20 protein-coding genes are annotated in these 22,572 nt (G+C 69.1%); 9 read left to right on the top strand and 11 right to left on the bottom strand.

The window, feature by feature from the left end:
• Positions 1-24 precede the first annotated feature (24 nt).
• Both DMH03_RS35180 and DMH03_RS35175 read left to right on the top strand, forming a co-directional pair.
• A complete protein-coding gene (locus tag DMH03_RS35180) occupies positions 25-720 on the top strand; it encodes a TetR/AcrR family transcriptional regulator (RefSeq protein ID WP_125796317.1) in 696 nt (231 codons plus the stop codon).
• 9 nt (positions 721-729) lie between these two features.
• Positions 730-1,935 (top strand): PP2C family protein-serine/threonine phosphatase, encoded by a 1,206-nt coding sequence (locus tag DMH03_RS35175; RefSeq protein ID WP_125796316.1) that lies wholly within the window; start codon positions 730-732, stop codon positions 1,933-1,935.
• A 1-nt stretch (position 1,936) separates the two neighbouring features.
• On the opposite strand, the gene DMH03_RS35170 is transcribed toward DMH03_RS35175, so the two are convergent.
• Positions 1,937-2,506 carry a YdeI family protein gene (locus DMH03_RS35170; protein WP_125796315.1) on the bottom strand — a complete coding sequence of 190 codons (570 nt, stop codon included), beginning with the start codon at positions 2,504-2,506 and terminating at the stop codon, positions 1,937-1,939.
• A 90-nt stretch (positions 2,507-2,596) separates the two neighbouring features.
• Between DMH03_RS35170 and DMH03_RS35165 the strand changes: the two genes are divergently transcribed.
• Positions 2,597-2,956 (top strand): arsenate reductase family protein, encoded by a 360-nt coding sequence (locus tag DMH03_RS35165; RefSeq protein ID WP_125796314.1) that lies wholly within the window; start codon positions 2,597-2,599, stop codon positions 2,954-2,956.
• Between the two features lie 92 nt (positions 2,957-3,048).
• On the opposite strand, the gene DMH03_RS35160 is transcribed toward DMH03_RS35165, so the two are convergent.
• The gene (locus DMH03_RS35160; RefSeq protein WP_233611798.1) at positions 3,049-4,230 is read right to left on the bottom strand and encodes an MFS transporter; all 1,182 of its coding nucleotides are present in this window, start codon (positions 4,228-4,230) and stop codon (positions 3,049-3,051) included.
• A 75-nt stretch (positions 4,231-4,305) separates the two neighbouring features.
• Here DMH03_RS35160 and DMH03_RS35155 point away from each other — a divergent pair, with 75 nt between their 5' ends.
• A complete protein-coding gene (locus DMH03_RS35155) occupies positions 4,306-4,848 on the top strand; it encodes a transcriptional regulator (RefSeq protein ID WP_125796312.1) in 543 nt (180 codons plus the stop codon).
• 593 nt (positions 4,849-5,441) lie between these two features.
• Here DMH03_RS35155 and DMH03_RS35150 read toward each other — a convergent pair.
• Complete coding sequence (locus DMH03_RS35150; RefSeq protein WP_125796311.1) at positions 5,442-6,599, bottom strand: epoxide hydrolase family protein; 1,158 nt, start codon at positions 6,597-6,599, stop codon at positions 5,442-5,444.
• A gap of 61 nt (positions 6,600-6,660) precedes the next feature.
• Here DMH03_RS35150 and DMH03_RS35145 point away from each other — a divergent pair, with 61 nt between their 5' ends.
• On the top strand, positions 6,661-7,620 hold the full coding sequence (locus DMH03_RS35145) for a YafY family protein (protein ID WP_125796310.1): 960 nt from the start codon (positions 6,661-6,663) through the stop codon (positions 7,618-7,620).
• 18 nt (positions 7,621-7,638) lie between these two features.
• On the opposite strand, the gene DMH03_RS35140 is transcribed toward DMH03_RS35145, so the two are convergent.
• Together DMH03_RS35140 and DMH03_RS35135 are read right to left on the bottom strand one after the other, a co-directional pair.
• Positions 7,639-9,300 (bottom strand): sulfatase, encoded by a 1,662-nt coding sequence (locus tag DMH03_RS35140; protein WP_125796309.1) that lies wholly within the window; start codon positions 9,298-9,300, stop codon positions 7,639-7,641.
• Positions 9,301-9,363: 63 nt separating this feature from the next.
• Positions 9,364-10,497 carry a CdaR family transcriptional regulator gene (locus DMH03_RS35135; RefSeq protein WP_125796308.1) on the bottom strand — a complete coding sequence of 378 codons (1,134 nt, stop codon included), beginning with the start codon at positions 10,495-10,497 and terminating at the stop codon, positions 9,364-9,366.
• Positions 10,498-10,641: 144 nt separating this feature from the next.
• Between DMH03_RS35135 and DMH03_RS35130 the strand changes: the two genes are divergently transcribed.
• From DMH03_RS35130 to htpG, 4 genes are read left to right on the top strand one after another with little or no spacing between them, the layout of a single operon-like run.
• Positions 10,642-11,877: a YncE family protein gene (locus DMH03_RS35130; RefSeq protein WP_125796307.1), complete on the top strand. Its 1,236-nt coding sequence runs from the start codon at positions 10,642-10,644 to the stop codon at positions 11,875-11,877.
• A gap of 9 nt (positions 11,878-11,886) precedes the next feature.
• Positions 11,887-12,507: a hypothetical protein gene (locus DMH03_RS35125; RefSeq protein WP_125796306.1), complete on the top strand. Its 621-nt coding sequence runs from the start codon at positions 11,887-11,889 to the stop codon at positions 12,505-12,507.
• Positions 12,508-12,556: 49 nt separating this feature from the next.
• A complete protein-coding gene (locus DMH03_RS35120; RefSeq protein WP_125796305.1) occupies positions 12,557-14,143 on the top strand; it encodes an alkaline phosphatase D family protein in 1,587 nt (528 codons plus the stop codon).
• 29 nt (positions 14,144-14,172) lie between these two features.
• Positions 14,173-16,038, top strand: coding sequence for a molecular chaperone HtpG (gene htpG / locus DMH03_RS35115; RefSeq protein WP_125796304.1), 1,866 nt, complete (start codon positions 14,173-14,175; stop codon positions 16,036-16,038).
• Between the two features lie 69 nt (positions 16,039-16,107).
• On the opposite strand, the gene DMH03_RS35110 is transcribed toward htpG, so the two are convergent.
• The 6 genes from DMH03_RS35110 to DMH03_RS35085 form a co-directional block, all read right to left on the bottom strand.
• A complete protein-coding gene (locus DMH03_RS35110; RefSeq protein WP_125796303.1) occupies positions 16,108-18,123 on the bottom strand; it encodes an iron ABC transporter permease in 2,016 nt (671 codons plus the stop codon).
• Entirely contained in the window at positions 18,123-19,106 is a 984-nt protein-coding gene (locus tag DMH03_RS35105; protein ID WP_125796302.1) for an iron-siderophore ABC transporter substrate-binding protein, read from the bottom strand. The genes DMH03_RS35110 and DMH03_RS35105 overlap by 1 nt, the downstream gene beginning before the upstream one ends.
• A 17-nt stretch (positions 19,107-19,123) precedes the next feature.
• On the bottom strand, positions 19,124-19,939 hold the full coding sequence (locus DMH03_RS35100) for an ABC transporter ATP-binding protein (RefSeq protein WP_125796301.1): 816 nt from the start codon (positions 19,937-19,939) through the stop codon (positions 19,124-19,126).
• 72 nt (positions 19,940-20,011) lie between these two features.
• Entirely contained in the window at positions 20,012-20,881 is an 870-nt protein-coding gene (locus DMH03_RS35095) for a metal ABC transporter permease (protein WP_199749139.1), read from the bottom strand.
• Positions 20,878-21,621: a metal ABC transporter ATP-binding protein gene (locus DMH03_RS35090; protein WP_125796300.1), complete on the bottom strand. Its 744-nt coding sequence runs from the start codon at positions 21,619-21,621 to the stop codon at positions 20,878-20,880. The genes DMH03_RS35095 and DMH03_RS35090 overlap by 4 nt, the downstream gene beginning before the upstream one ends.
• Entirely contained in the window at positions 21,618-22,532 is a 915-nt protein-coding gene (locus tag DMH03_RS35085) for a metal ABC transporter substrate-binding protein (protein ID WP_125796299.1), read from the bottom strand. The genes DMH03_RS35090 and DMH03_RS35085 overlap by 4 nt, the downstream gene beginning before the upstream one ends.
• Positions 22,533-22,572: the final 40 nt, after the last annotated feature.

Genomic DNA, 22,572 nt, shown 5'->3' with positions numbered 1-22,572 from the left:
AGTCAAAGCTGGCAGCATCACGGCATGGGCGCGAAGCGGACGAAGGCGCGGCCGGGTGAAGGGGAGAAGCTGCGGGGCGAGATCCTGTCCGCCGCCGACGCCCTGCTCGGCGAGGCGGGGACCGACGAGGCGCTCACACTGCGCGCCGTCGCACGCCGGACCGGCGTTTCCACACCGTCGGTCTACGCGCACTTCCCGAGCCGCGACGCCTTGCTCGAAGCGGTCTGCCTCCGGGTGTGGGACGAACTCGGGCACCGGATGCGCGATCACGCCGCCGAGGTCGCCGATCCCATGCGCGCGCTCAGCCGTTGCGCCCGGGTGTACGCCCGGTTCGCCCTCGACCATCCGGTGCAGTACCGGGTGCTCCTGATGCGCCCCTCCGGCGGCTCATCGCCCGGCACGGTCACGTGTTTCCGGTATCTCGCCGACGCGACCGCCGCCTGCGTGCGGGCCGGAATCCTCCGCGGCGAACCGGAAATCCTCGCGATGGGGCTCTGGTCGGCGATGCACGGCTGCGTGAGCCTGCTGATCGCGCAGCCGGGATTCGACTGGCCGGAAGAGCCCGAGGCGCTGATCGACACCGTCATCCGGATGGCGGGACTCGGCACGGCGCTCGCCTGCCGCGTCCCGCGCGACGCCATTCCGCCGAGTGCCGTAATGGCGGATGACCTGGACGAACTGGCGGCGGGCTGGGCGACACTGCGGCATCGGACTGGATAGGCTCCTCGCATGTCCGGGACCCCGACGACCGACGATCGACTCCAGGTGCTCGAAGCCATCACCGATACGACCTTGGGTCACCTCGACCAGGAAAAGGTGATGGCCACGCTCCTCGCGCGGGTTCGCGAGGTCCTCGGCGTCGACACGGCCACGGTGCTCCGGCACGACCCAGACGCGCAGTTGCTGCACGCCGTCGCCGCCTCGGGCATCGAGGAGGAGGTCTATCAGGACGTCCGGGTCCCCGTCGGGGCGGGCTTCGCCGGCCGGGTGGCCGCGGAACGGCGTCCGGTGATCCTCGACCACGTCGACGCGACCACCGTGGTCAACGCGCTCCTGTGGGAACGCGGGCTGCGCGCCCTGCTCGGGGTGCCGATGCTGGCCGAGGACGAGCTGATCGGCGTGCTGCACGTCGGTTCCGTGACGCCGCGCGACTTCGACGAGACCGATATCGAACTGCTGCGGCTGGTGGCCGGGCGGCTCGCGCTGGCGTTGCGGATCGAGAACTCCACCGCCGACCGGGCGGCCGCGGCGGCGCTCCAGCGGAGCCTGCTGCCGGCGCGGCTGCCCGCCGTCTCGGGGATGAAGTTCGCCGCGCGGTACGTGCCGGGTTCCGAGCCCGGGGTCGGCGGTGACTGGTACGACCTGTTCTCGTTGCCGGGCGACCGCCTCGGCATCGTGATGGGCGACGTCGCCGGGCACGGTCTCAACGCCGCCGTGATCATGGGACGGCTACGTAGCGCGCTTCGCGCCTACGCACTCGAATCGGACGATCCGGCGGAGGTTCTGTCCAAATTGGACCGCAAGGTCCAGCATTTCGAGCCGGGCGCGCTGGCCACCGTCGTGTACGGGCTGGTGTCGGCTTCGCGGGACAAGTTCGCGGTCTCGCTGGCCGGGCACCTGCCGCCGGTGCTCGCGGCCCCCGGCAGACCTTCGGCGTTCGTCGATGTCCCGGTCGATCCGCCGATCGGCGTCACCGGGCCGCCGCGACGGACAGTGGAGCTCGAGTTGCCGCCCGGTGGTGTGATCGCCTTCTACACCGACGGTCTCGTGGAGCGCAGGGATCACCTGATCGACGTCGGCCTGCGGCGGCTCGCCGACGTGGTCACCGCCGAGAAGCCCGGGGTGGTGTGCGCGCGGGTGATGGCTGCGCTCGTCGGCACGACGCCCGCGCAAGACGACATCGCCATCCTCGTCGCCCGGCGCGAATTCAACTGAGTCACCGGACCGGGTGATTGGCGCGGACGTTCACGGCCGCGAGTTCGACGGTCCTGGCGATCCGCCGCTCGCGGGTTTCCGGCTTCTTCGCGGTCAGGATCCACTCCAGGATCAGCCTTTTCGACGACGGCGGGAACTTCTCGAAATGGGTGCGGGCCACCTCGTCGGCTTCGAGCCGGGCACGCAGGTCTTCGGGGACGCCGTCGCCGTCCGGCACGACCTGCCAGCGACCCTTCTCCTTGGCAAGGTCGATCATCGCCTGACCGCGTTCGGTCATCAGCCCCTCGGCGATCAGGCGGGCGGCCCGCTCACGGTTGACCCGGCTCCACGAACTCCGGGGATCGCGCGGCGTGAACCGCAGCCGCGAACTCGTGGCGTCGTGCTTGCGGTGCAGCCCGTCGATCCAGCCGAAGCACAGGGCCTGCTCCATCGCCTCTTCGATCCGGACGCTGGGGACGCCGCTGCCCTTGTGCCGGATGACCAGCCAAACCTCCTTCTCGATGCCTGCGTTCTCGGCCAGCCACGCGCGCCACTCGGCGGGGCCGGCGGCACTGAAGGTGGTCTCGTCCATGACCGGGTTCCTTTCGCCGTAACGTCTGTGACCATCATCGGAAGCAAAGTGCTCACCGACTGAGCACTTTTCGAAGGGAGGCGGTCTCGGATGGAGATCTGGGTGAACCCGGCGTGCTCCAAATGCCGTTCGGCGGTGTCGATGCTCGACGACGCGGGGGCCGAGTACACGGTGCGGAAGTACCTCGATGAGCCGCCGACGGCGAAGGAACTGAAGGCCGTCCTCAAGAGGCTCGGGCTCGAACCGTGGGACATCACCCGCACCGCGGAGCCGATCGCGAAGGAACTCGAACTGAAGACCTGGGGGCGCACCCCCGCCGACCGCGACCGGTGGATCGACGCACTGGTCACCCATCCGAAGCTGATCCAGCGGCCGATCATCACCGCCGACGACGGCACGACCGTGGTGGGGCGGACCCCGGAAGCCGTGCGGTCGGTGCTGCCCGGCTGACGGCTTCGAGCCGGCTGTACCAGGTTGGCGGTTTCGCGTGTCGTCCATCCCGTCACGCGAAACCGCCACTCGCGCACTGGTTCTCACCGTCCTTACCGCTCACGAGGGGTGAGCAGCAGTAGCGCCAGGATCACGACGGCCGCGCCCGCGAACACCGGCCGCAGCCCGAAGGCCTCCGCCAGCAGCCCGGCCGCCGCCGCGCCCAGCGGTTTGGTGCCCCACGCGACGAGCCGGTGGCCGCTGGTGCCCCGGCCGAGCAGGTGGTCCGGGATGAGCCGTTGCCGCAGCGAAACGACGACGACGTTCCACACCACGACCCCGGCCCCGCCGAGGAAGAACACCGCGCCGATCACGTACGGATTCGTGGTCACCGCCGGGATTCCGACGAGGGCGGCGCCGGTGAGCAGACTGAGGACCAGGGTGCGGGAACGGCCGAGCGCGCGTTCGATCCGCTCCGCCGCGAACGACGCCACGAAACTGCCGGCGGCGATGGTGGCCAGCAGGAAACCGTAGGCCTGTGCCGTCAGGCCCATCGCCGAAGACGGACCCACCGCGTAGAGCACGAAGAGCGTGATCATGGCGCTGGTGGCGAAGTTGAACCCGCCGACCATGATCGCCAGAATCCGGAGAACCCGGTTCTCCCAAAGGAAACGCAGCCCTTCGACGAGATCTTCGCGCACGCTCGTGCCGCGTGTCCGCTCCGCGCGGAACGAACCCGGGACGAAGAAGAGCACGAAGACCGCGACGATCCAAAGTGCAGACGGTGTCGCGAAGGCAGCGAAGGCGCCTGCGGCGACAAGGAAACCACCCAGCGGTGGCCCGGCGAACTCGTTGGCGGTGAGTTCGGCGGCGTAGAGGCGGCTGTTGGCGCGCGTCAGCCGATCGCGGCCGACGATCTGAGGGAGGATCGCCTGCGCGGCCGTGTCGTGGACCGTTTCGGCGAGCCCGAGTCCGAGCGCGACCACGTAGAGCAGCCAGATCGACCCGAGATCCAGAGCGGTCGCCACGGCGAGCGCGGCGAGCAGGCCCGCGCGGAGCACGTTCGCGGTGAGCATCGCGCGGCGGCGGTCGACGCGGTCGGTGAGTACCCCGGCGTGCAGGGCGAACACCAGCCACGGCAAGGACGACACGAACGCCAGCCCCGCGATGAGTGCCGGCGACCGGGTGAGCTGGACGGCCACCAGGCCGAGCGCGATCTTGACGATCCCGTCGGCGAGATTCGACAGGCCCGACGCGCTCCACAGCCGCCAATAGGCGCTCCCCAGCGAGGTCATCGATCGAGAATCGCACATCGATTGAGAAAACTCCATCGATGTCTCTCTTCTCCATCGGTCGGCTACGCTCCGGTCATGGACGATCAAGTCGCCGCGAGGGTCGCGGACCGGCGGCGTGAGGCGACGGCGCGTGAGGCGAAAGCGCTCGGGCATCCCCTGCGGCTGCGCATTCTCCGGCTCTGCGGCGAGCGGGAACTGACCAACAAGGAGCTCGCCGACCGGCTCGGCAAGGATCCCGGCACGGTGCTCTACCACGTCCGGCAGCTCGCCGAGACCGGCCTGCTGGAGCAGGCACCCGTGCGTACCGGCGCGAGCGGGGCGCTCGAGAAGCCCTACCGCAGCGTCGGCAAGAGCTGGTGGCTCGATGGGCCGCTGAACGACGAGGACGAAGACACCCGCTTCGGGCCGATCGAGGCCTTCCAGGAAGAACTTCGCGAAGCGGGTCCGGGTTCGGTGCGGGTGGTCGAGCGGTTCGCGCTGCACCTCTCGCCGGAGGAGGCCACCGAACTCGACAACCGCATCCTCGACATCCTCGACGAGTACGTGGCCACCGACCGGCAGCGGCTCGACCGCCCCCTGCTCAACGGGATCTTCCTGCTGCACCGCATGGCCGAGTGAGGCCGAGTGGGTCGTGGGGATGTCGTGAAGGGCACCTTTGAGACGATGAAGGTCTCAAAGGTGCCCTTCACGACATGAGAGTTCGGCGCCGGGCCATCGGAAGCGCTGAAGGAGCCGCCCGCTCAACCCCGCGTCTCGTGGGTGGTAAGGACGGTTATTGAGGGGTAAGGCAAACGTGTCGTGGCTCGGGCGAGACGGTGAGCTCGGGTGACGCGACACCGCACTCGCGTGCTCAGACCCGGATTTCGCGTGTTTACAGACGGAACTCGCGTGTTCAGGCTCCGCACTCCCGAGTGCGGCATCCAGGCACGCGAGTCACGCCTTGCCGAAGTACATGAAGGCCTCCTTCCTTGCGTCTAGCGCAAGGAAGGAGGCCTTCATGTACTTCACGACCGGCCGCCGAGGTCACTACCGTCCCACTGCCACCAGGGACCACATCTGACGGTAGCGAAAGCCTCCTTCCCTACTGTCAGAGTAGGAAAGGAGGCCCTCACTACCAGGAGAACGCCTGCGCAGGAGCGACACTGGCCCCGCACCACGACACCTTTGCCTTTCCCCTCAATGGAACCGTCCTAGCCCACCGCTCACGAGGGTCAGGCCAGCTTGCGGAAGAAGTCCCGGATGTCGCCGAGCAGGAGGTCCGGCGCGTCCTGGGTCGCCCAGTGGCTGCCGCGGTCGAATTCCTGCCACGAAACGATGTTCGCGTGGTCCCGCTCGGCGAAGCGCCGCAGCGGCCGGAAGTCGTAGGCGAAACTCGCGAGGCCGGTCGGCGTGGTCGTCGGCTCGGCGGGGTGCTCGGCGTGCTTGTCCTCGTAGTAGAACCGCGCCGCCGACGCCGCGGTGTTGGTGAGCCAGTACAGGGTGGCGTTGGTGAGCACGTGGTCGTCGCTCGTGCCCGACAGCAGTTGCGCGCTCCAGGCCAGCTGCCCGGTCGGCGAGTCGGCCAGCGCGTGCGCGAGGTTCTGCGGAGCGCTCTCCTGGAGTTTCGCGTAGCCGGACATGTCGTCGTTGAAGTGCTGCAGGAACTGCAGGTACTCCAGTTCCTGTTCCGTCATGCCTTCGAACTCCGCCGGATCGCCGCTGGGGAACGAGAACAGCTGCGTGACGTGGACGCCGATCACGTGCTCGGCGTCGGCGCGGCCGACCTCGGGGGCGACGAACGAACCGGCGTCGTTCCCGTGCGTGCCGTAGCGCTCGTAGCCGAGACGGCGCATCAGTTCGGCCCAAGCCTGAGCGGTGCGGTACCGGTTCCAGCCCTTCTCCCGCGTCGGGCCGGAGAAGCCGAACCCGGGCAGCGACGGGATCACGACGTGGAACGCGTCGGCCGGATCGCCATCGTGCGAGCGCGGGTCGGTCAGCCGGTCGATCAGCTCGAGGTATTCGAAGACCGAGTTCGGCCAGCCGTGCGTGAGGATCAGCGGCGTCGCGTCCGGCTCCGGCGAGCGGACGTGCAGGAAATGAATCTGTTGTCCATCGATGACCGTGGTGAACTGCGGGTACTCGTTGAGCTTCGCCTCCCACTCACGCCAGTCGTAGCCCTCGCGCCAGTACGCGACCAGACGCCGCACGTACTCCAGCGGCACGCCGTACTCCCAGCCCGGCGTGACCGGTCCGCGCTGCACCCCGTCGGTCACCTGGTCGGCGGGCAGTTCGTTCGCCCAGCGGACGCGGGCCAGGCGGTCGGCCAGGTCGTCCAGCTCGGCCTGCGGGATGTCGATGCGGAAGGGCTTGATCTCCGTGTTCTCGTTCATAAGACCAAGGTAGAGTGCCATTAGGAACATCCTGTTCCTAATGGAGGAGCAGCCTGAAGAAATGTTGGAAACTTCGGCACGACTACTCCGTTTGCTCTCCCTCTTGCAGACTCCCCGCGACTGGACCGGCACCGAACTGGCGGAACGCCTGGAGGTCAGCGCCAGGACGATCCGCAACGACGTCGAGCGGCTGCGCGCGCTCGGCTATCCGGTGAACGCGACCCGTGGTTCGGTCGGCGGCTACCGGCTCGGCGCGGGTGCCGAGCTGCCGCCGTTGCTGCTGGACGACGAGGAGGCCGTCGCGGTCGCGATCGGCCTGCGCACCGCGGCGGGCGGCACCATCGCGGGCGTGGAGGAGACGTCGTTGCGCGCGCTCGCGAAACTCGAACAGGTGCTGCCGTCGCGGTTGCGGCGCCGCGTGAACGCCTTGCAGGCGTACACGATCCCGGTGCCGAGGGACGAGCCCGGCCCGCGCGTCGTCGCCGAGACCCTCACCGTGCTGACGGCCTGCTGCCGGGATCGCGAGGTGCTGCGGTTCGGCTACCGCGCCCACGACGGTTCGGAAAGCGTCCGGAAGGCCGAGCCGTACCGTCTCGTGAACTGGGGCCGCCGCTGGTACCTGGTGGCATGGGATCTCGACCGCGGCGACTGGCGCACCTTCCGCGTCGACAGGCTGACGCCGCGCGTTCCGACGGGTCCGCGGTTCACCGCGCGTGAGCTGCCCGAGGACGTCACGGACCGGGTGCGGCGCGGCGTCTCGTCCGCCGCCTGGCGGTACCGGGCCGACGTCACCGTGCACGCGTCCGCCGAAGAGGTGACCGCGCGGATCAACCCGGCCGTCGGCACGGTCGAGGCCGTCGACGCGAACACGTGCGTGCTGCACACCGGAGCGGACAGCATCGAGACGATGGCCGTCCACTTAGGACTGCTCAACTTCCCGTTCCGGGTCACCGAACCCCCGCAATTGGTCGACTACTTGCGGGAGTTGGCCGACCGGTATCGCGACGCCACCCGCATTTAGTCCTCTGAATGCGGGAATTCAGTGGGCGAAAGTGGTCAGGAAGCGGTCCCGGAACGCGTCCATGCGCCAGACCGGCGCGTTCCGGTCCGGGTTCAGGCCGTCCTGCCAGTTCCATCCGGTGATCTTGTCGAGCACAGCCTTGTCCCGCGTGACCACGGTGATGGGCACGTCGCGATCCGCGCCCGCGCCGGCGACGATCGGATTCGGCTGGTGGTCGCCGAGGAAGACGAGCACGAGGTCGTCGTCGCCGTACGTCTCCACATACGAGATGAGCGAGTTCAGCGAATAGGCGATCGAGTCGCCGTACGCGCCGCGCACCTTGGCCGGGTCGGTGAACACCTCTTCGGGCGTTTTCCCTTGGGAGGGCATGGGATTGTAGATCGACCCGTCGCCGACGGCGGTCCAGTCGACCAGCCGGGGGAGCGGCGTCCACGGCCAGTGACTGGTGACCAGATCGATCTCCGCCATCAGCGGCGGCCGGTCCGGCCTCGCGCGTTCGGCGCGCTGGAAAGCCGAAAGCGTGAACTGGTCCGGCATCGTGGCGTACGAGAACGGCGGGCCGCGATAGCCGATGCCGCGTGAGTCGTAGTAGCGGTCGTAGCCGTAGATCTTGCCCTCCGGCCAGTCCTCGGTATGCGCCGGGACGACGCCGACCGTCTCCCAGCCCGCGCGTTTGAACGCGCCGCCGAGGGTGAACCGGTCCGTCTGCACGAAGTCGTCGTAGCGATGCTGACTGTCGACCCAGACGCCGGATTGGAACGTCGAATGCGCCAGCCAGCTTCCCGCGCTCGTCGTCGGCGACGTCAGGAAGGCGCTGCGCGAGCCGTATCCGGCGTTCTTCAGCCGCGCGGTCCCGGCGTCGAGAACCGCGTCCACCTTCGGCGCGATGTCGGAGTCCTGGACGGCCACCCGCCCGTAGCTCTCGACGAAGGTGAACAGGACGTCCTTACCGCGCAACGCGTTCAGCAGCCCGGAAGGCGGAGTGTCCCGGAAGGCGTCGACGGCGACTTCCTCAGCGAAGGCATCCCGGTCGCGGATGCCGGCCCGCACCTGGCGGAGGTCTTCGTAGGCGAAGGCGACCGCGCTGCGCGACGCGAACGGCTGCCCCGGGGCGAGTTGCGCGCCCGAGACCGCGCACACCATCCAAAGCACGCTGAGCACGGCCGTCACCTTGGTCGACGTGGTGCGCCGCCCGGCGACCACCCGGCTCAGCCGCAGGACGGCGAGCGCCATCAGCACGATCACGACCATGGCCAGCAGCGTCAGCCCGGCGAATGACGCGATCGCGCCCGCCTGGCCGATCGACGTGCCGAGCAGATCGACGCCGTTGCCGAGCACACCCCAGTCGAACACCGGGTCGAACCGCCGGTTCAGCGCGAGCCCGAAGCCGATGTCGATGGCCTTGACCACGGTCAACACCCCGAGGACCGCGCCGGCGGACACCGCGACGATCCGCCTCGCGCCGTCGCGCAGCATGAGCACGACCGCCACCCCGAGCAGCGCCTCCACCGGCAGCCGCGCGAACGCCTCCGGCGTCAGCCCATCGAGGTCCTTCGGCGCGAGCAGGGCGAACAGCACGAGGACGGCGGACAGCGTCGTCGCCGCGCTGGACGCGATTTCGCGGGTTGTCGTCCGGTCGCTGGGCAGGCCGACCAGCGCGGGACGCGGGAAAACCGACAAGGCGGGTTCCTTCCGGGGGTGGACTGCCTTCATCGGGTTACACGGATGGCGGGCCCCGGCGGTTCAGCCCGAGCGCCACGTGCGCAGCGCCCACCACCAGCCGACGGTGTGCCGCACATGCGTGCCGCCGTCGTCTTCCGGCGGGTCGAGCGACGTCCCGGTGATCTCGCCGAGCCGGGAAAGCCGGTACCTGACGGTGTTCGCGTGGACGTGCAGTGCCGCGGCCGTCTGGTCGAGCCGCCGTCCGTGGTCGAGGTAGGCCAGCGCGGTTTGGACGAGTTGCTCGTGGAAGGGGTCGCCTGGCGTCAGCGCGTTCAGCAGGGTGCCTTCGAGCAGCGCGGCGAGCCCCGGCTGGGCGGCGAGCGCGGTCTCCACGGCCAGATCGGCCACCGCGTGCAGACCGCGGGAGCGAGTCGGCAGCGCCATCACGCACAGCGCGTGCATCGCGCGGACCTCGGCGAGCGGGACGGCGGGGGAGACCACCATGAGGACGTCGTCCCCGAGCGCCGACGCGGTGGGCAGCCGCGGCGCCAGCCCGGTCAGCCGTCCCTCGACCAGGCCGAAGACGCCACCCGTCGCGCCGAGCCGTCGCTCGACGACCATGGCCTCGTACGGATCGCCGACGTCGGAGAGCAGGCAGTGGAAGCGGCCGCCGGGGTTCAGCCCGGTGTTCGCGACCTCCTCGGCCGAAGGCGGCGTCGTGTCCCCGCTCAGCAGCCGCCGCAGCAACCGGGCCCGGCTGTCGTGGACCGTCCGGGAGAGTTCGAGTTCGGCTTCGTGGTAGCCGGCGATCACCTGGCGTTCGAGCGCGCGGGTGTTCCGGTCGAAGTCCACCAGCGCCGCCAGCATGACGTCGTCCGGAACGCCTGCCGCCTTGCCGCGTTCGACGGCGATCTCGACCGCGCGGCTGCGGCCCGCCTGTACCCCGCGCAGCAGCGCGGCGAGCGGCACACCTTGCGCGGCCCTGTCCGCACCGAGGACGGCGGCCGCGGCGTAGTCCTGCTCCCCGGCCCCACCCGGCCGGTCGAAGGAGGCGAGACCGGCGGCGAGCACGATCGCGACGTGCCGCCGGTTCTCGTCCACCGGCAACCGCGCTACTTCCGGCGACTCCGTGCGGGCGGCGCGGACCACCTCGTCGACGACGTCGGCGTCGGCCGCCATCGCGGCCAGCACGTCGTGGAGCGACCGGTGCGCCATCGCCACCGCCTTCCCGCGCGGATTGTGCCCGGTGCACAACGAAGCCGGCGGTCCTTGGCGACCGGCCCCTACCGAGGGTGTCCGGCCGGTTGGTTTCCTGTGAGCTACCGAAAGGTAACAGGCCCTCGCCGAAAGGTGCGCCCGATGCGGAAACGCCGGTTGCTGAACACCGTCCTCGTGACCTGCCTCGCCGCAGCGCTGGGCTCGGCGCCCGCCGCCGCGGCGGACGACGGCCTGCGACAGGTCCTGTTCGTGGGCAACAACTGGGAGGGGACCGCGGACGTCATCCGCCCTTCCGGCGACTACGCCAAGATCGCGCGCGTGAACATGGTGCCGGACAAGGAGGAGCGGCTCACCGAGATCTACCTGAACCCGATCAAGCTCGCGTTCTTCCTCGGTATCCGCAACGGCGTCGGCGAGGGGCACGACCAGCTCGTCGACGACCTCTACACGACCCCGGACGGCCGTTCCGTCGTCGCGTCCCGCCCGAGCTTCGCCGACGTCGTGTCGATCGACCTCACCACCGGCCGCGTCAACTGGCGGTTCCCGGTGTCCGGCTTCCGGTCCGACCACATGGCGGTGTCGCCGGACGGCCGCAGCATCGCGGTGTCGGCCTCGACGTCGAACACCGTCCACGTGCTGGACATCGAGACCGGCAAGCAGCTCGGCTCGTTCAAGACCGGCGACAAACCGCACGAGAACACCTACACCGACGGCGGCCGGTACCTCTGGAACAGCTCGATCGGCGAGGTGAACACCGCGCTCGACGCGCCGTGGCAGGACTTCACGAAGGGCGACCGGAAGCTCACCGTGGTCGACGCGAAAACCTTCCAGCAGGTCAAGGTGATCGACATGCGGCAGCGTCTGGACGCCTTCGGGCGCAGCGATCTGTCCGACGCCGTCCGGCCGGTGGCGTTCACCCCCGACGAGTCGAAGCTGTACTTCCAGGTCTCGTTCTTCAACGGCCTGCTCGAATACGACGTCGCCACCGACCGGATCACGCGGTCGAAGACGCTGCCGAAGAACCCGGACACCAGCGAGGACCGCACGACCTGGGTCAACGACTCGCGTCACCACGGGCTGTCGATGAGCCCGGCGGGAGACAAGCTGTGCGTCGCCGGGACGATGGACGACTACGCGACCATTGTGGACCGTGCGAGCCTGCGGGAGGCACAGCTCGTGACAGCCGCGAAGCCGTACTGGGCGACGGTGAGCGGTGACGGAAAGCATTGCGTCATCTCGGAAAGCGCGTCGGACCAGGTGACCGCGATCGACTTCGCGACCGGCGCGAAGGTCAAGTCCGTCCCGGTCGGCGACCACCCGCAGCGCATCCGGATCGGCCACGTGCCCGAAGGCTGGACGGGGCCCGCCGGCCGGTAGTCTTCGCCGGTGAGCGAAGCGATCTGGGCGGCCCTCGGTGCGACATCCCTCGAAGAGGTGCGGCGGCGGGCCGCGGTGATCGACGCGATCGCCGAGATCACGCCGATCGCGGTGGACGGCGCCGAGCGGTTCGCCTGGAACGACGGTGGCGGGCAGTCGGCCGTCTGGTACTTCACCCCGGGCAAGCACGCGCTGCTGCTGACCTTCGACCACGAGTCGGAGCTGAACCTGTACGCCGAGGAGGACTACTCGGTGCAGGAGGCGCTCTACGGCGGCGTTCCCGAAAGCCTCGTCGCGCTGGTGCGGAACCGCCCCGAGAACTACGAGTCGCTGAACCTCGTCGACGCGGAGTCGGGAGCGTCGATCCACTACGCCGGTGGCGTGTTCTGGTTCGACGGCGAGCGGTGGGCGCAGGCCGAAGGCTTCCTGGAGCACTGCCGCCGGGAAGGCCTGGACCCGCTCAGCGAGTCGGGGTTCGCCTACTGCGCCGGCCCCTACCGGTTCGGCGAGGAATTCACCCCCGAGGCGATCGTCGAGGAGCGGGCCGCCGACGGCTGGTACGAAGACGACGACGCCGAACGGGAAAAGGCGCTGGCCGAGATCCGGGAGATCTTCGCGCGGCTCGGCTGAGTCGCCGCTCAACGCACGATCTTGGCTTCGCTGTGGCACCGTTTCAGGAATGAGCCTGCGCCTGGGACCGTTGCTGCGCCACGTCGACGAGACGTCGGCGACGGTGTGGGTCGAGACCGGCACCGCGAGTGAGGTCGAAGTCCTCGGCACGACCGCGAGGACGTTCGAGATCCGGGGTCACCACTACGCCCTGCTCGTGCTGACCGGGCTCGAACCCGGCACCAGCACCGAGTACGAGGTGCGCGTGGACGGCGAAAAGGTGTGGCCGCCGGAGGATTCCGGATTCCCGCCCAGCCGCATCCGGACCCTGCCCGGGAACGAGTCCCGGGTCCGGCTCGTGTTCGGCTCCTGCCGCAAACCGCACGACGGCGAGCTCTTCGGCCCGGACGCGCTGGTCGCGTACGCCCGCCGGATGGCCGACGGCGAGGAATCCGAATGGCCCCAGGCGTTGCTGATGCTGGGCGATCAGGTCTACGCCGACGAAACCACCGACGAGACGCAGGAATGGCTCTCCCGGCGGCGGGACATCTCGAAGCCGCCAGGGACCGAGGTGACGGACTTCGAGGAGTACACGCACCTCTATCTCGAAGCCTGGGGCGAGCCGACGATCCGCTGGCTGCTCTCCACCGTGCCCACGTCGATGATCTTCGACGACCACGACGTCCGGGACGACTGGAACACCTCGCATACGTGGCGGCAGCAGATGCGCGCGCAGCCGTGGTGGCGGGAGCGGCTGCGCGGGGCGATCATGTCGTACTGGGTCTACCAGCATCTCGGGAACCTCGGCCCGGCCGAACTCGCCGAGGACCCGACCTTCCAGAAGGCGCTCACCTCCGGTGGCGACAACGCCGAGCTGCTCGTCGCGTTCGCCGACGAGGCCGTCGACGACCGCGACGGCACCAAGGGCGCGCGATGGAGTTACCGCCGCGACTTCGGCAAGGTGCGGCTGCTGGTCATCGACAGCCGGGCGGGCCGGATCCTGGCGGGCGGCGCCCGGTGCATGGTGGACGACGACGAGTTCGACTGGATCGAAAAGAACGCCGCCGACGCCTGCGACCACCTGCTCATCGGCTCGTCGCTGCCGTGGCTGCTGCCGCCGGTCGTGTCCCATCTCCAGTCGCTCAACGAACGGGCCTGCGCGCGGGGCGGCCTCCGGGGCAGGTTCGCGGAGAAGATCCGGCAGGCGGGCGACCTCGAACACTGGGCGTCGTTCCGCGCGTCGTTCGACAGGCTCGCCGCCATGATCGCGCGCGAGGGGCGCCGGGAGGATCCGCCCGCCACCATCGCGGTGCTCTCCGGCGACGTCCATCACGCCTACATCGCCGAGGCGCGCTACCCCGAGCCGGTGACGTCGGCGGTGTACCAGCTGACCTGCTCGCCGGTGCACAACGCGATGCCGCGGCCGCTCCGGCTCGCGTTCAGCGCCACTTGGTCGGCCTCACTGGCCACGCTCGCGCGCCGGTGGGCGGCGCGGGGCGGTGTCGACCCCCTGCCTCTCGACTGGAGGAAGACGTCGGGACCGCATTTCGGCAACGTGGTCGCCACCGTCGAGACCGCCGGCCGCTCCGCCATTACGACGATCGAACAGGCCACCGGTGACGGGCTGATCGAGGTGGCAGGGCAGAGGCTGGCTTGACCCGGCCACGCGCTCGGTAATATCGCCGCGTGACAACCTCTGCCGAAACACTCGAGTTCCAGTCGGAGGCACGTCAGCTGCTTCAGCTGATGATCCACTCGATCTACTCGAACAAGGACACGTTCCTGCGGGAACTGGTGTCCAACGCCTCCGACGCACTGGACAAACTCCGCCTCGAAGCGTTCCGCGACAAGGACCTCCAGGCGGAAACCGGCGATCTCCACATCGAGATCGCGACCGACCCCGAAAACCGCACGCTGACCGTGCGGGACAACGGAATCGGGATGAGCCGGGACGACGTCGTGGCGCTGATCGGCACGATCGCGAAATCCGGCACCGCCGAATTCCTGAAGAAACTGAAGGAGACCAAGGATTCCGCGGCCTCGCAGGACCTGATCGGCCAATTCGGCATCGGGTTCTACGCCAGCTTCATGGTGGCCGACAAGGTCACGCTGCTGACGCGCCGCGCGGGTTCGGACGAAGGCGTCCGATGGGAGTCCGAGGGCGAAGGCACGTACACCATCGAGACGGCTCCGGACCTGCCGCAGGGCACGTCGGTCGTCCTGCACCTCAAGCCCGAGGACGCCGAAGACCAGCTCTTCGACTACACCTCGGCCACGAAGATCAAGCAGATCGTCAAGAAGTACTCGGACTTCATCACCTGGCCGATCCGGATGACCGAGGGCGAAGAGGTCGTCACGGTCAACTCGATGAAGGCGCTGTGGGCCCGCTCGTCCAGCGACGTCACCGAAGACGAGTACAACGAGTTCTACAAGCACGTCGCGCACGACTGGAACGACCCGCTGGAGACGATCCGGCTCCAGGCCGAGGGCACCTTCGAGTACCAGGCGCTGCTGTTCCTGCCGGGGCACGCGCCGCTCGACCTGTTCATGCGGGAGCGCAAACGCGGCGTCCAGCTGTACGTGAAGCGCGTCTTCATCATGGACGACTGCGAAGCGCTGATGCCGGAGTACCTGCGCTTCGTGAAGGGCGTCGTCGACGCGCAGGACCTCTCGCTCAACGTGTCGCGCGAGATCCTGCAGCAGGACCGGCAGATCCAGCTGATCCGCCGTCGTCTGGTCAAGAAGGTCCTCTCGACGGTCAAGACCCTGATGGCCGACGAGAACCCCTACAAGTACGAGACGTTCTGGAAGGAGTTCGGCCGCGCCGTCAAGGAAGGCCTGCTGGACGACCACGAGAACCGCACCGCGATCCTCGACATCTGCTCGTTCGCCTCGACGAACGATCCGGAGAAGCTGACGTCGCTGCGTGAGTACGTCGAGCGGATGAAGGACGGCCAGGAGCACATCTACTACCTGACCGGCGAGTCGCGGCAGAGCATCGAGAACTCCCCGCACCTGGAAGCCTTCCGGGCCAAGGGGTACGAGGTCCTCGTGCTCACCGACCCGATCGACGAGATGTGGGTCGACGCGGTTCCGGGCTTCGAGGAGAAGCAGTTCCAGTCGGTCGCGAAGGGCGAGGTCGAACTCGACTCCGACACCACCGACGAGCAGAAGGAGGAGTTCTCCGGACTGCTGACCTGGCTCACGAAGACCCTCTCCGAGCAGGTCAAGGAGGTGCGGCTCTCGTCGCGGCTGACGACGTCGCCCGCCTGCATCGTCGGCGACACGAACGACGTCACCCCGACGCTGGAGAAGATGTACCGCGCGATGGGCCAGGAAATGCCGCAGATCAAGCGGATCCTGGAGCTCAACCCGGGCCACCCGCTGGTCGCCGGGTTGCGGGACGCCTTCGCCTCGCAGGGTGAGAACGACGGGCTCGGCGAGACCGCCGAACTGCTCTACGGCATGGCTCTGCTGGCCGAAGGCGGCGAACTGGGCGACCCCGCCCGCTTCACCAAACTCCTCGCGACCCACCTCCAGAAGACCCTGTAGTTCCGTCTCTTAGCGCGTGAAGGCCCCCTTCCCTCGGCTCAGCCGAGGGAAGGGGGCCTTCACGCACTATCAGGGCCGGGTCCGCCAGAGCACCAGCACGAAGTACGGCGTCCCGACCATCGCGATGACCAGGCCCGCCGGGATCTGGGCGGGTGCGATGACGGTCCGCCCGAGGGTGTCCGCGACGCTCACCAGCAGCGCGCCGAGCGCCGCGGCCACCGGGATCACCCGGCCGTGCCGTCCGCCGACCAGCGAACGCGCCAGATGCGGCGCGACCAGTCCGACGAACACGACCACGCCGATCGCGGACACCGCGGTGGCCGCCAGGATCCCGGAAGCCCCCAGCACGATCAGCCGCGACCGCTCGATTCGCATCCCGAGCACGCGCGGGGTGTCCTCGTCGAGGGCGTGCAGGTCCAGTTCGCGGTGCTTGATCCACAACAACGGTGTCAGCGCGAGCAGCGCCAGCGCTACGGGCGCGACCTGTTCCAGCGTGCGGCCGTAGGTCGACCCCGAAAGCCAGGTCAGCGCCTTGGCCGAGTTCCACGGGTCGGAGACCACGATCAGCAGGTTGATCAGCGCCATCCCGGCCGACCAGACCGCGATACCTATGATCACCAGCCGGTCCGAATCGAGCCCCGAACGCCAAGCCAGCCCGTAGACCAGCAGGAACACCACGGCCGCGCCGAGACCGGCGGCACCGGCGATCGACCAGGCGCCGACGGCGGGGACGATGGTGATCAGCGTGATCGCGCCGAGCCCGGCGCCCGCGGTGATGCCGAGCAACCCGGGTTCGGCGAGCGGGTTGCGGCTGACCGACTGGATCCCGCAGCCCGACACCGCCAGCGCCGCGCCGGCCAGCAGCGCGGCCAGCACCCGCGGAAGTCGTTGGTCCAGCACGAAAGTGAGGGCCGTCCCGGTGTTGCCGGTGACCCAGTTCGTGAGGTCGCCGAGCAGCACCATCCGGTCGCCAAGCAGCAGGCCTGCCACCGGGATGACGGCGAGCAACGCCACCAGCACGACGGAAATGGTCACGAGCCGCCGGGTCGATCCGGCGAGCCCGACCCTTCCTGCCGGAGCCGGACGACGTGAGCCGCTGCCCCGGCCGCGCCGCGCCAGCCACACCATCACGACGGCGCCGACGATCGTGGTCACCACACCGGTCGGCACCCGCACGGCGTCGGCTGAACCCATGATCGCCCGCAGAGCGACGTCGGCGCCGAGCACCGTCACCACGCCGACCAGCCCGGACACCGGCAGTAGCGCGCGGTGTTTGGCGATCGGCAGCAGCAGCCGTGTGATCACCGGCGCGCTCAGCCCGACGAAGCCGACCGGCCCGGCCACGGTCACCGCCGCCGCGGTCAGCGCGACGGTCAGCACGACCGCGCCGACCCTGGTCCGGCGGACCCGCAGGCCGAGCAGGGTCGCGTTGTCGTCGCCGAGGGCGAGGACGTCGAGTTTGCGGCCCATCACGATGAGCGCCACCACGGCGATCACCACGATCGGCGTCATCTGGGCGGTCGCCCGCAGATCGGAAACGGTGAGCGAGCCACTGCCCCAGGCGAACAGCCCGTTCGTCTCCTGCTCGAACAGGAGCAGCAGCAGGATCGTCACCGAGTGCAGCGCCAGCAGCACCGCCGAGCCCACGAGCACCAGCCGCGGACTCGCCGAACCGCTGCCCGCCAGGCCCAGCACGATGACGGCCGCCGCGAGCCCGCCCGCGAACGCCGCCCCGCCCACCGGCACGAGCGGCAGCGAAAGCCCGAACGCCGAGATGGCCACCACGGCGAAATGCGCGCCCGCGTTGACCGCGAGCGTGTCGGGCGAGGCGAGCGGATTCCGCGCCACGGACTGCATTCCGGCGCCCGCGACGCCGAGCGCGACCCCGAGCAGCAACGCGGCGAGCAGCCGAGGGACGCGCGAACCCTCCAGTACCGCGAGGGTTTGCGCGTCGCCATGGCCGAAGATCGCCTTCACCACGTCCAGCGGACCGGACGTCGAGGTGCCCTGGGTCAGGTGGATGCCGGCGAGGACGACGATGAGCGCCACCAGTCCCGCCGACACCGCGATGGTGCGGGCACGCATCAGGTCGTGACTGCCTTCACGATCTGGTCGGCGGTCATGATGATCGACTTCGGCCCGCCGAATGTCCACGTTCCGGCCTGCAGCTTGTGGATCTTCTTCGAGACCACGAACGGCAGGCGCTGGTAGACGGCGTTCTGCGCGAGCCCGGTGGTGAAGACGTCCTCTTCGGCCGCGCTGTAGAACAGCACGGTCTTCGGGTCGGTGAGCGCGGTCAGGCCCTCGACGTCGGTCTGGCCGAGACCCCACTGCGGGTCGACCTTGCCGGTCCAGGCGTTCTTCAGGCCGACGGCCTCGGCGGTGTCGGAGACCAGCGAGCCCTTGCCGAACGGGCGGATGCTGACGGTGCTGCCTTCGAGGTAACCGTCGGCCATCAGGAACGGGGTGCCCGCGGCGCCCTTGGCCTCGACGGCCTTCTTGCCCTCGGCGAGTTTGGCGTCCATTTCGGACAGTTGCTTGTCCGCCTCGGCCTCTTTGCCGACAGTCTTCGCGATCAGCTTGAAGTCCTCGCGCAGCCGGTCGAAGTTGCGGCTCGCGTCGCTGGCCTTGGTGACCACGACCGGCACGTACTTCTCGATCTGCGGCACCAGCGTCGAGTCGCGCTCTTCGGCCATGATGACGACGTCGGGGTTCAGCCCGACGATCGCGTCGACGCTGGGCTCGTTGCGCTTGCCGACGTCCTTGACCTCGGCGGTCAGCGGGGCGGCCTTGTCCCACACGTTGTAGCCCGCGACGTCCGCGGCACCGACCGGCATGACACCGAGCGAAGCGACCATTTCGGCCTCGCCCCACTCGAGCGCGACGACGCGCTTGGCGGGAGCCTTGAGGGTGACGGCCTTGCCGCGCGAGTCGGTCACCGTGACCGGTCCGCTCGCGGCGGCTTCGCTCGGCGCGACGGCGGTGTTCTCGGTGTTCTCGGTGGTGCCACAGGCGGACAGCAGCAGGGCCGTCGCCGTGATGAGGACGGCAGGGGTTGGCAAACGCATGGTTCTTCCTGGATTTCTCAGGCGGGCCTGGGCGAATGCCGCCCGAGTGGCCTGCAGTGGATCGCGCCCGTCACCGGGTCGTTCGCGACGTGGACGGTGACGCCGTAGGCCCGGGAAAGGTGCTCGGAGCTGAGCACCTGCCCGATGTCACCCGTGGCCACGATGGTTCCCTCGCTCAGCAGCACGACCTCGTCGGCGATGATCGCCGCGTGGTCGAGATCGTGCAGTACCACGCCGACCGCGACGCCTTCGTTGGCCAGATCGCGGACGACGTCGAGGATCTCGACCTGGTAGCGCAGGTCGAGATGGTTGGTGGGCTCGTCGAGCAGCAGTACGGAGGTCTGCTGGGCGAGACAGGACGCGAGCCAGACCCGCTGCAGTTCGCCGCCCGACAGTTCGTCGACGCCGCGTTCGGCCATCGGGGTCACGCCGGTCAGTTCCATCGCGCGGCGGATCGCGGCGGCGCCGTCGACGTCGACCCCGCGCCAGCCCGACCGGTACGGATACCGGCCGTAGGAGACGACGTCGCGCACCGAGACCCCGCTCGGCGTGGGCCGGTGCTGGGTCAGCAACGTGACCCGGCGGGCGAACTCCTTGCCGGACAACGCGTTCCCGCCCCAGACGGCGCGTCCCCCGAGCCGGACACTGCCCTCGCGAGGCTTGTGCAGCCGCGCCAGCGAACGCAGGAGCGTCGACTTGCCGGACCCGTTCGGCCCGACCAGCGCGGTCACGGTGCCGGCGCGCAGCGACAGCGACACGCCGTCCACCACGGCCCGCTCTTGGTGCGCGAGCACCAGGTCATGGCCGGTGAGCAGCGCGTCTTCCGTAGACATGAGGGGAGCCTAACCTAAGACGAGGCCGGTACTCATGTCACGAGAGACACAGAGCGCGGGGTGATTGTCCGGTTACGCCGTTCGCGCCAGCTCGCGCCTGCGCTTGGCCAGCCGCTTCCCGACGATCCCGTGCCGCGGCCCGAACAGGTACACCAGCGTGAACCCGGCACCCTGCACCAGCACGATCATCCCGCCGGACGCGGTGTCGAGGTGGTAGCTCAGGTACAGCCCGGTCACCGCGGCGAGCACCGAGAACGACGGCGCGATCACGAGCATGCGGCCGAACCGGTCGGTCAGCAGGTACGCCGTGGCGCCGGGGATGATCAGCATCGCCACCACGAGGATCACGCCGACCACCTGCAGTGCCACGACCGCGGTCAGCGCGAGCAGCCCGAGAAGCGCGGCGCCGAGCACCCGCGGGTTGAGCCCGATGGCGTGCGCGTGCGTGGGATCGAAGGCGTACAAGGTGAAATCGCGGCGTTTGAGCACCAGCAGGGTGAGTGTGATGGCGCCGAGGACGCCGATCTGGATGAGGTCCGAGGTGTCGACGCCGAGCAGGTTGCCGAAGATGATGTGGTTCAGGTCGGTCTGGCTCGGCGTCACCGAGATCAGCACGAGCCCGAGCGCGAACAACGTGGTGAACACGATGCCGATCGCGGCGTCCTCCTTGACCCGGCTGGTGTCCCGGACGACGCCGATCAGTGCCACGGCGAGGAAGCCGAACACGACGGCGCCGAGCGCGAAGGGCGCGCCGAGGACGTACGCGAGTACGACGCCGGGCAGCACGGCGTGCGAGACCGCGTCGCCCATCAGTGACCAGCCGATCAGCACCAGCCAGCAGGAGAGCACCGCGCAGACGGCGGACGCGATGACCGTGGACGCCAGCGCCCGCATCATGAAGTCGTAGCTCAGCGGTTCGAGGAACAGGTCGTAGAGACTCACGCGGGTTCTTCTTCCCGTTGCAGGACATCGAGTCCGAAGGCCAGCGCGAGGTTTTCGGGCCGGAGCACCTCGCCGGGGGAGCCGTGCGCGAGCACCTTGCGCATCAGCAGGATCGCCTCGTCGGCCAAACCGGGCAGCGCGTGCAGGTCGTGGGTGGAGATCAGGACGGCGGCGCCGTCGGCCGCGAGTTCCTTGAGCAGCCGGGTGATCGTGGCTTCGGATCGCTTGTCCACGCCGGCGAACGGCTCGTCCAGCAGCAGGACGCGGGCGCCTTGGGCGATGCCGCGCGCGACGAACGCGCGTTTGCGCTGCCCGCCGGACAACTGGCCGATCTGCCGTCCGGCGAGTTCGGTCAGTTCGACCCGCTCCAGCGCGTGGTCGACGGCTTCGTGGTCCGCGCGGCGCGGCCGCCGGGTGAAGCCGAGCCGCCCGTAGCGGCCGGTCATCACGACATCCCGTACGGACAGCGGGAACGACCAGTCGACGTCCTCGCTCTGCGGCACGTACCCGATCACGCCGGTCTTGCGCGCGCGGGCGGGGGTGCCGCCGTCGATCGAGACCGTGCCGGTATCCGGCCGGACCATACCCATGATGGTCTTGAACAGCGTCGACTTGCCGGAGCCGTTCATCCCGACCAGCCCGCAGACGTGACCGTGTTCGAGCGTGACGTCGACACCGTCGAGCGCGAGGACGTCGCCGTAGTGCACGGTGACGCCTTCGACGCGGATCGCGGCCGTCACGGCTTCGCCCCGGTGAGCGCGGCGACGATCGTCTTCGAGTCGTGGCGGATGAGGTCGAGGTAGGTCGGCACCGGGCCTTCGGGGCCGGACAGGGAATCGACGTAGAGGACGCCGCCGAACGCGGCACCGGTCGCGGAGACGACCTGCTGCATCGGGGCGTCGGAGACGGTCGACTCGCAGAACACCGCGGGGACCTTGTTCTGCTTGACGAATTCGATGGCGCGGGTGATCTGCTGCGGCGTGGCCTGCTGTTCGGCGTTGACCGCCCAGATGTACCGCTCGGTGAGGCCGGAGTCGCGCGCGAGGTAGGAGAAGGCGCCTTCGCAGGTGACCAGCGCTCGCTCGTTCTGCGGCAGGCCGCTCAGCGCACTCGTCATCTCGTCCCGCACCTCCTTCAGTTTCGCCTTGTAGGCGTCGCCGTTGGCCTTGAACACGGCGGCGTCGCCGGCGGAGAGCTCGCTGAACGCCTTCACCATGTTGTCCACGTAGATACCCACATTCGTCGGAGACATCCACGCGTGCGGGTTCGGCTTTCCCTGATAGGCGTCTTCGCCGATGGCGATGGGCTGGACACCCTCGCTGACCACCTTGTGCGGCGCGTCGCTCTCCTTGACGAACCGGGCGAACCACGCCTCCAGGTTCAGCCCGTTGTCGAGGATCAGGTCGGCCTTCGCGGCCTTCTTGATGTCGTCCGGGGTGGGCTCGTAGCCGTGGATCTCGGCGCCGGGTTTGGTGATCGACTCGACCTTGAGCTTGTCGCCCGCGACGTTCGAGGCGATGTCCGCCAGGACCGTGAACGTGGTCAGCACGACGGGCCGCTTGTCGTCGTCTCCTCCGGCGGGACCGCCGCAAGCGGACAGGACGAGTGCGGACGCCGCCAGCGCGCACACGGACTTGCGCAGATTCGCCATGCCGCGAGTTTAGAGTTCGGTGCGCCGAACTTCCAACTCT

It is taken from the genome of Amycolatopsis sp. WAC 01376, from assembly GCF_003947415.1.
In the GTDB taxonomy this organism is placed as follows: domain Bacteria; phylum Actinomycetota; class Actinomycetes; order Mycobacteriales; family Pseudonocardiaceae; genus Amycolatopsis.
This window is presented reverse-complemented; position numbering and strand designations above follow the sequence as displayed.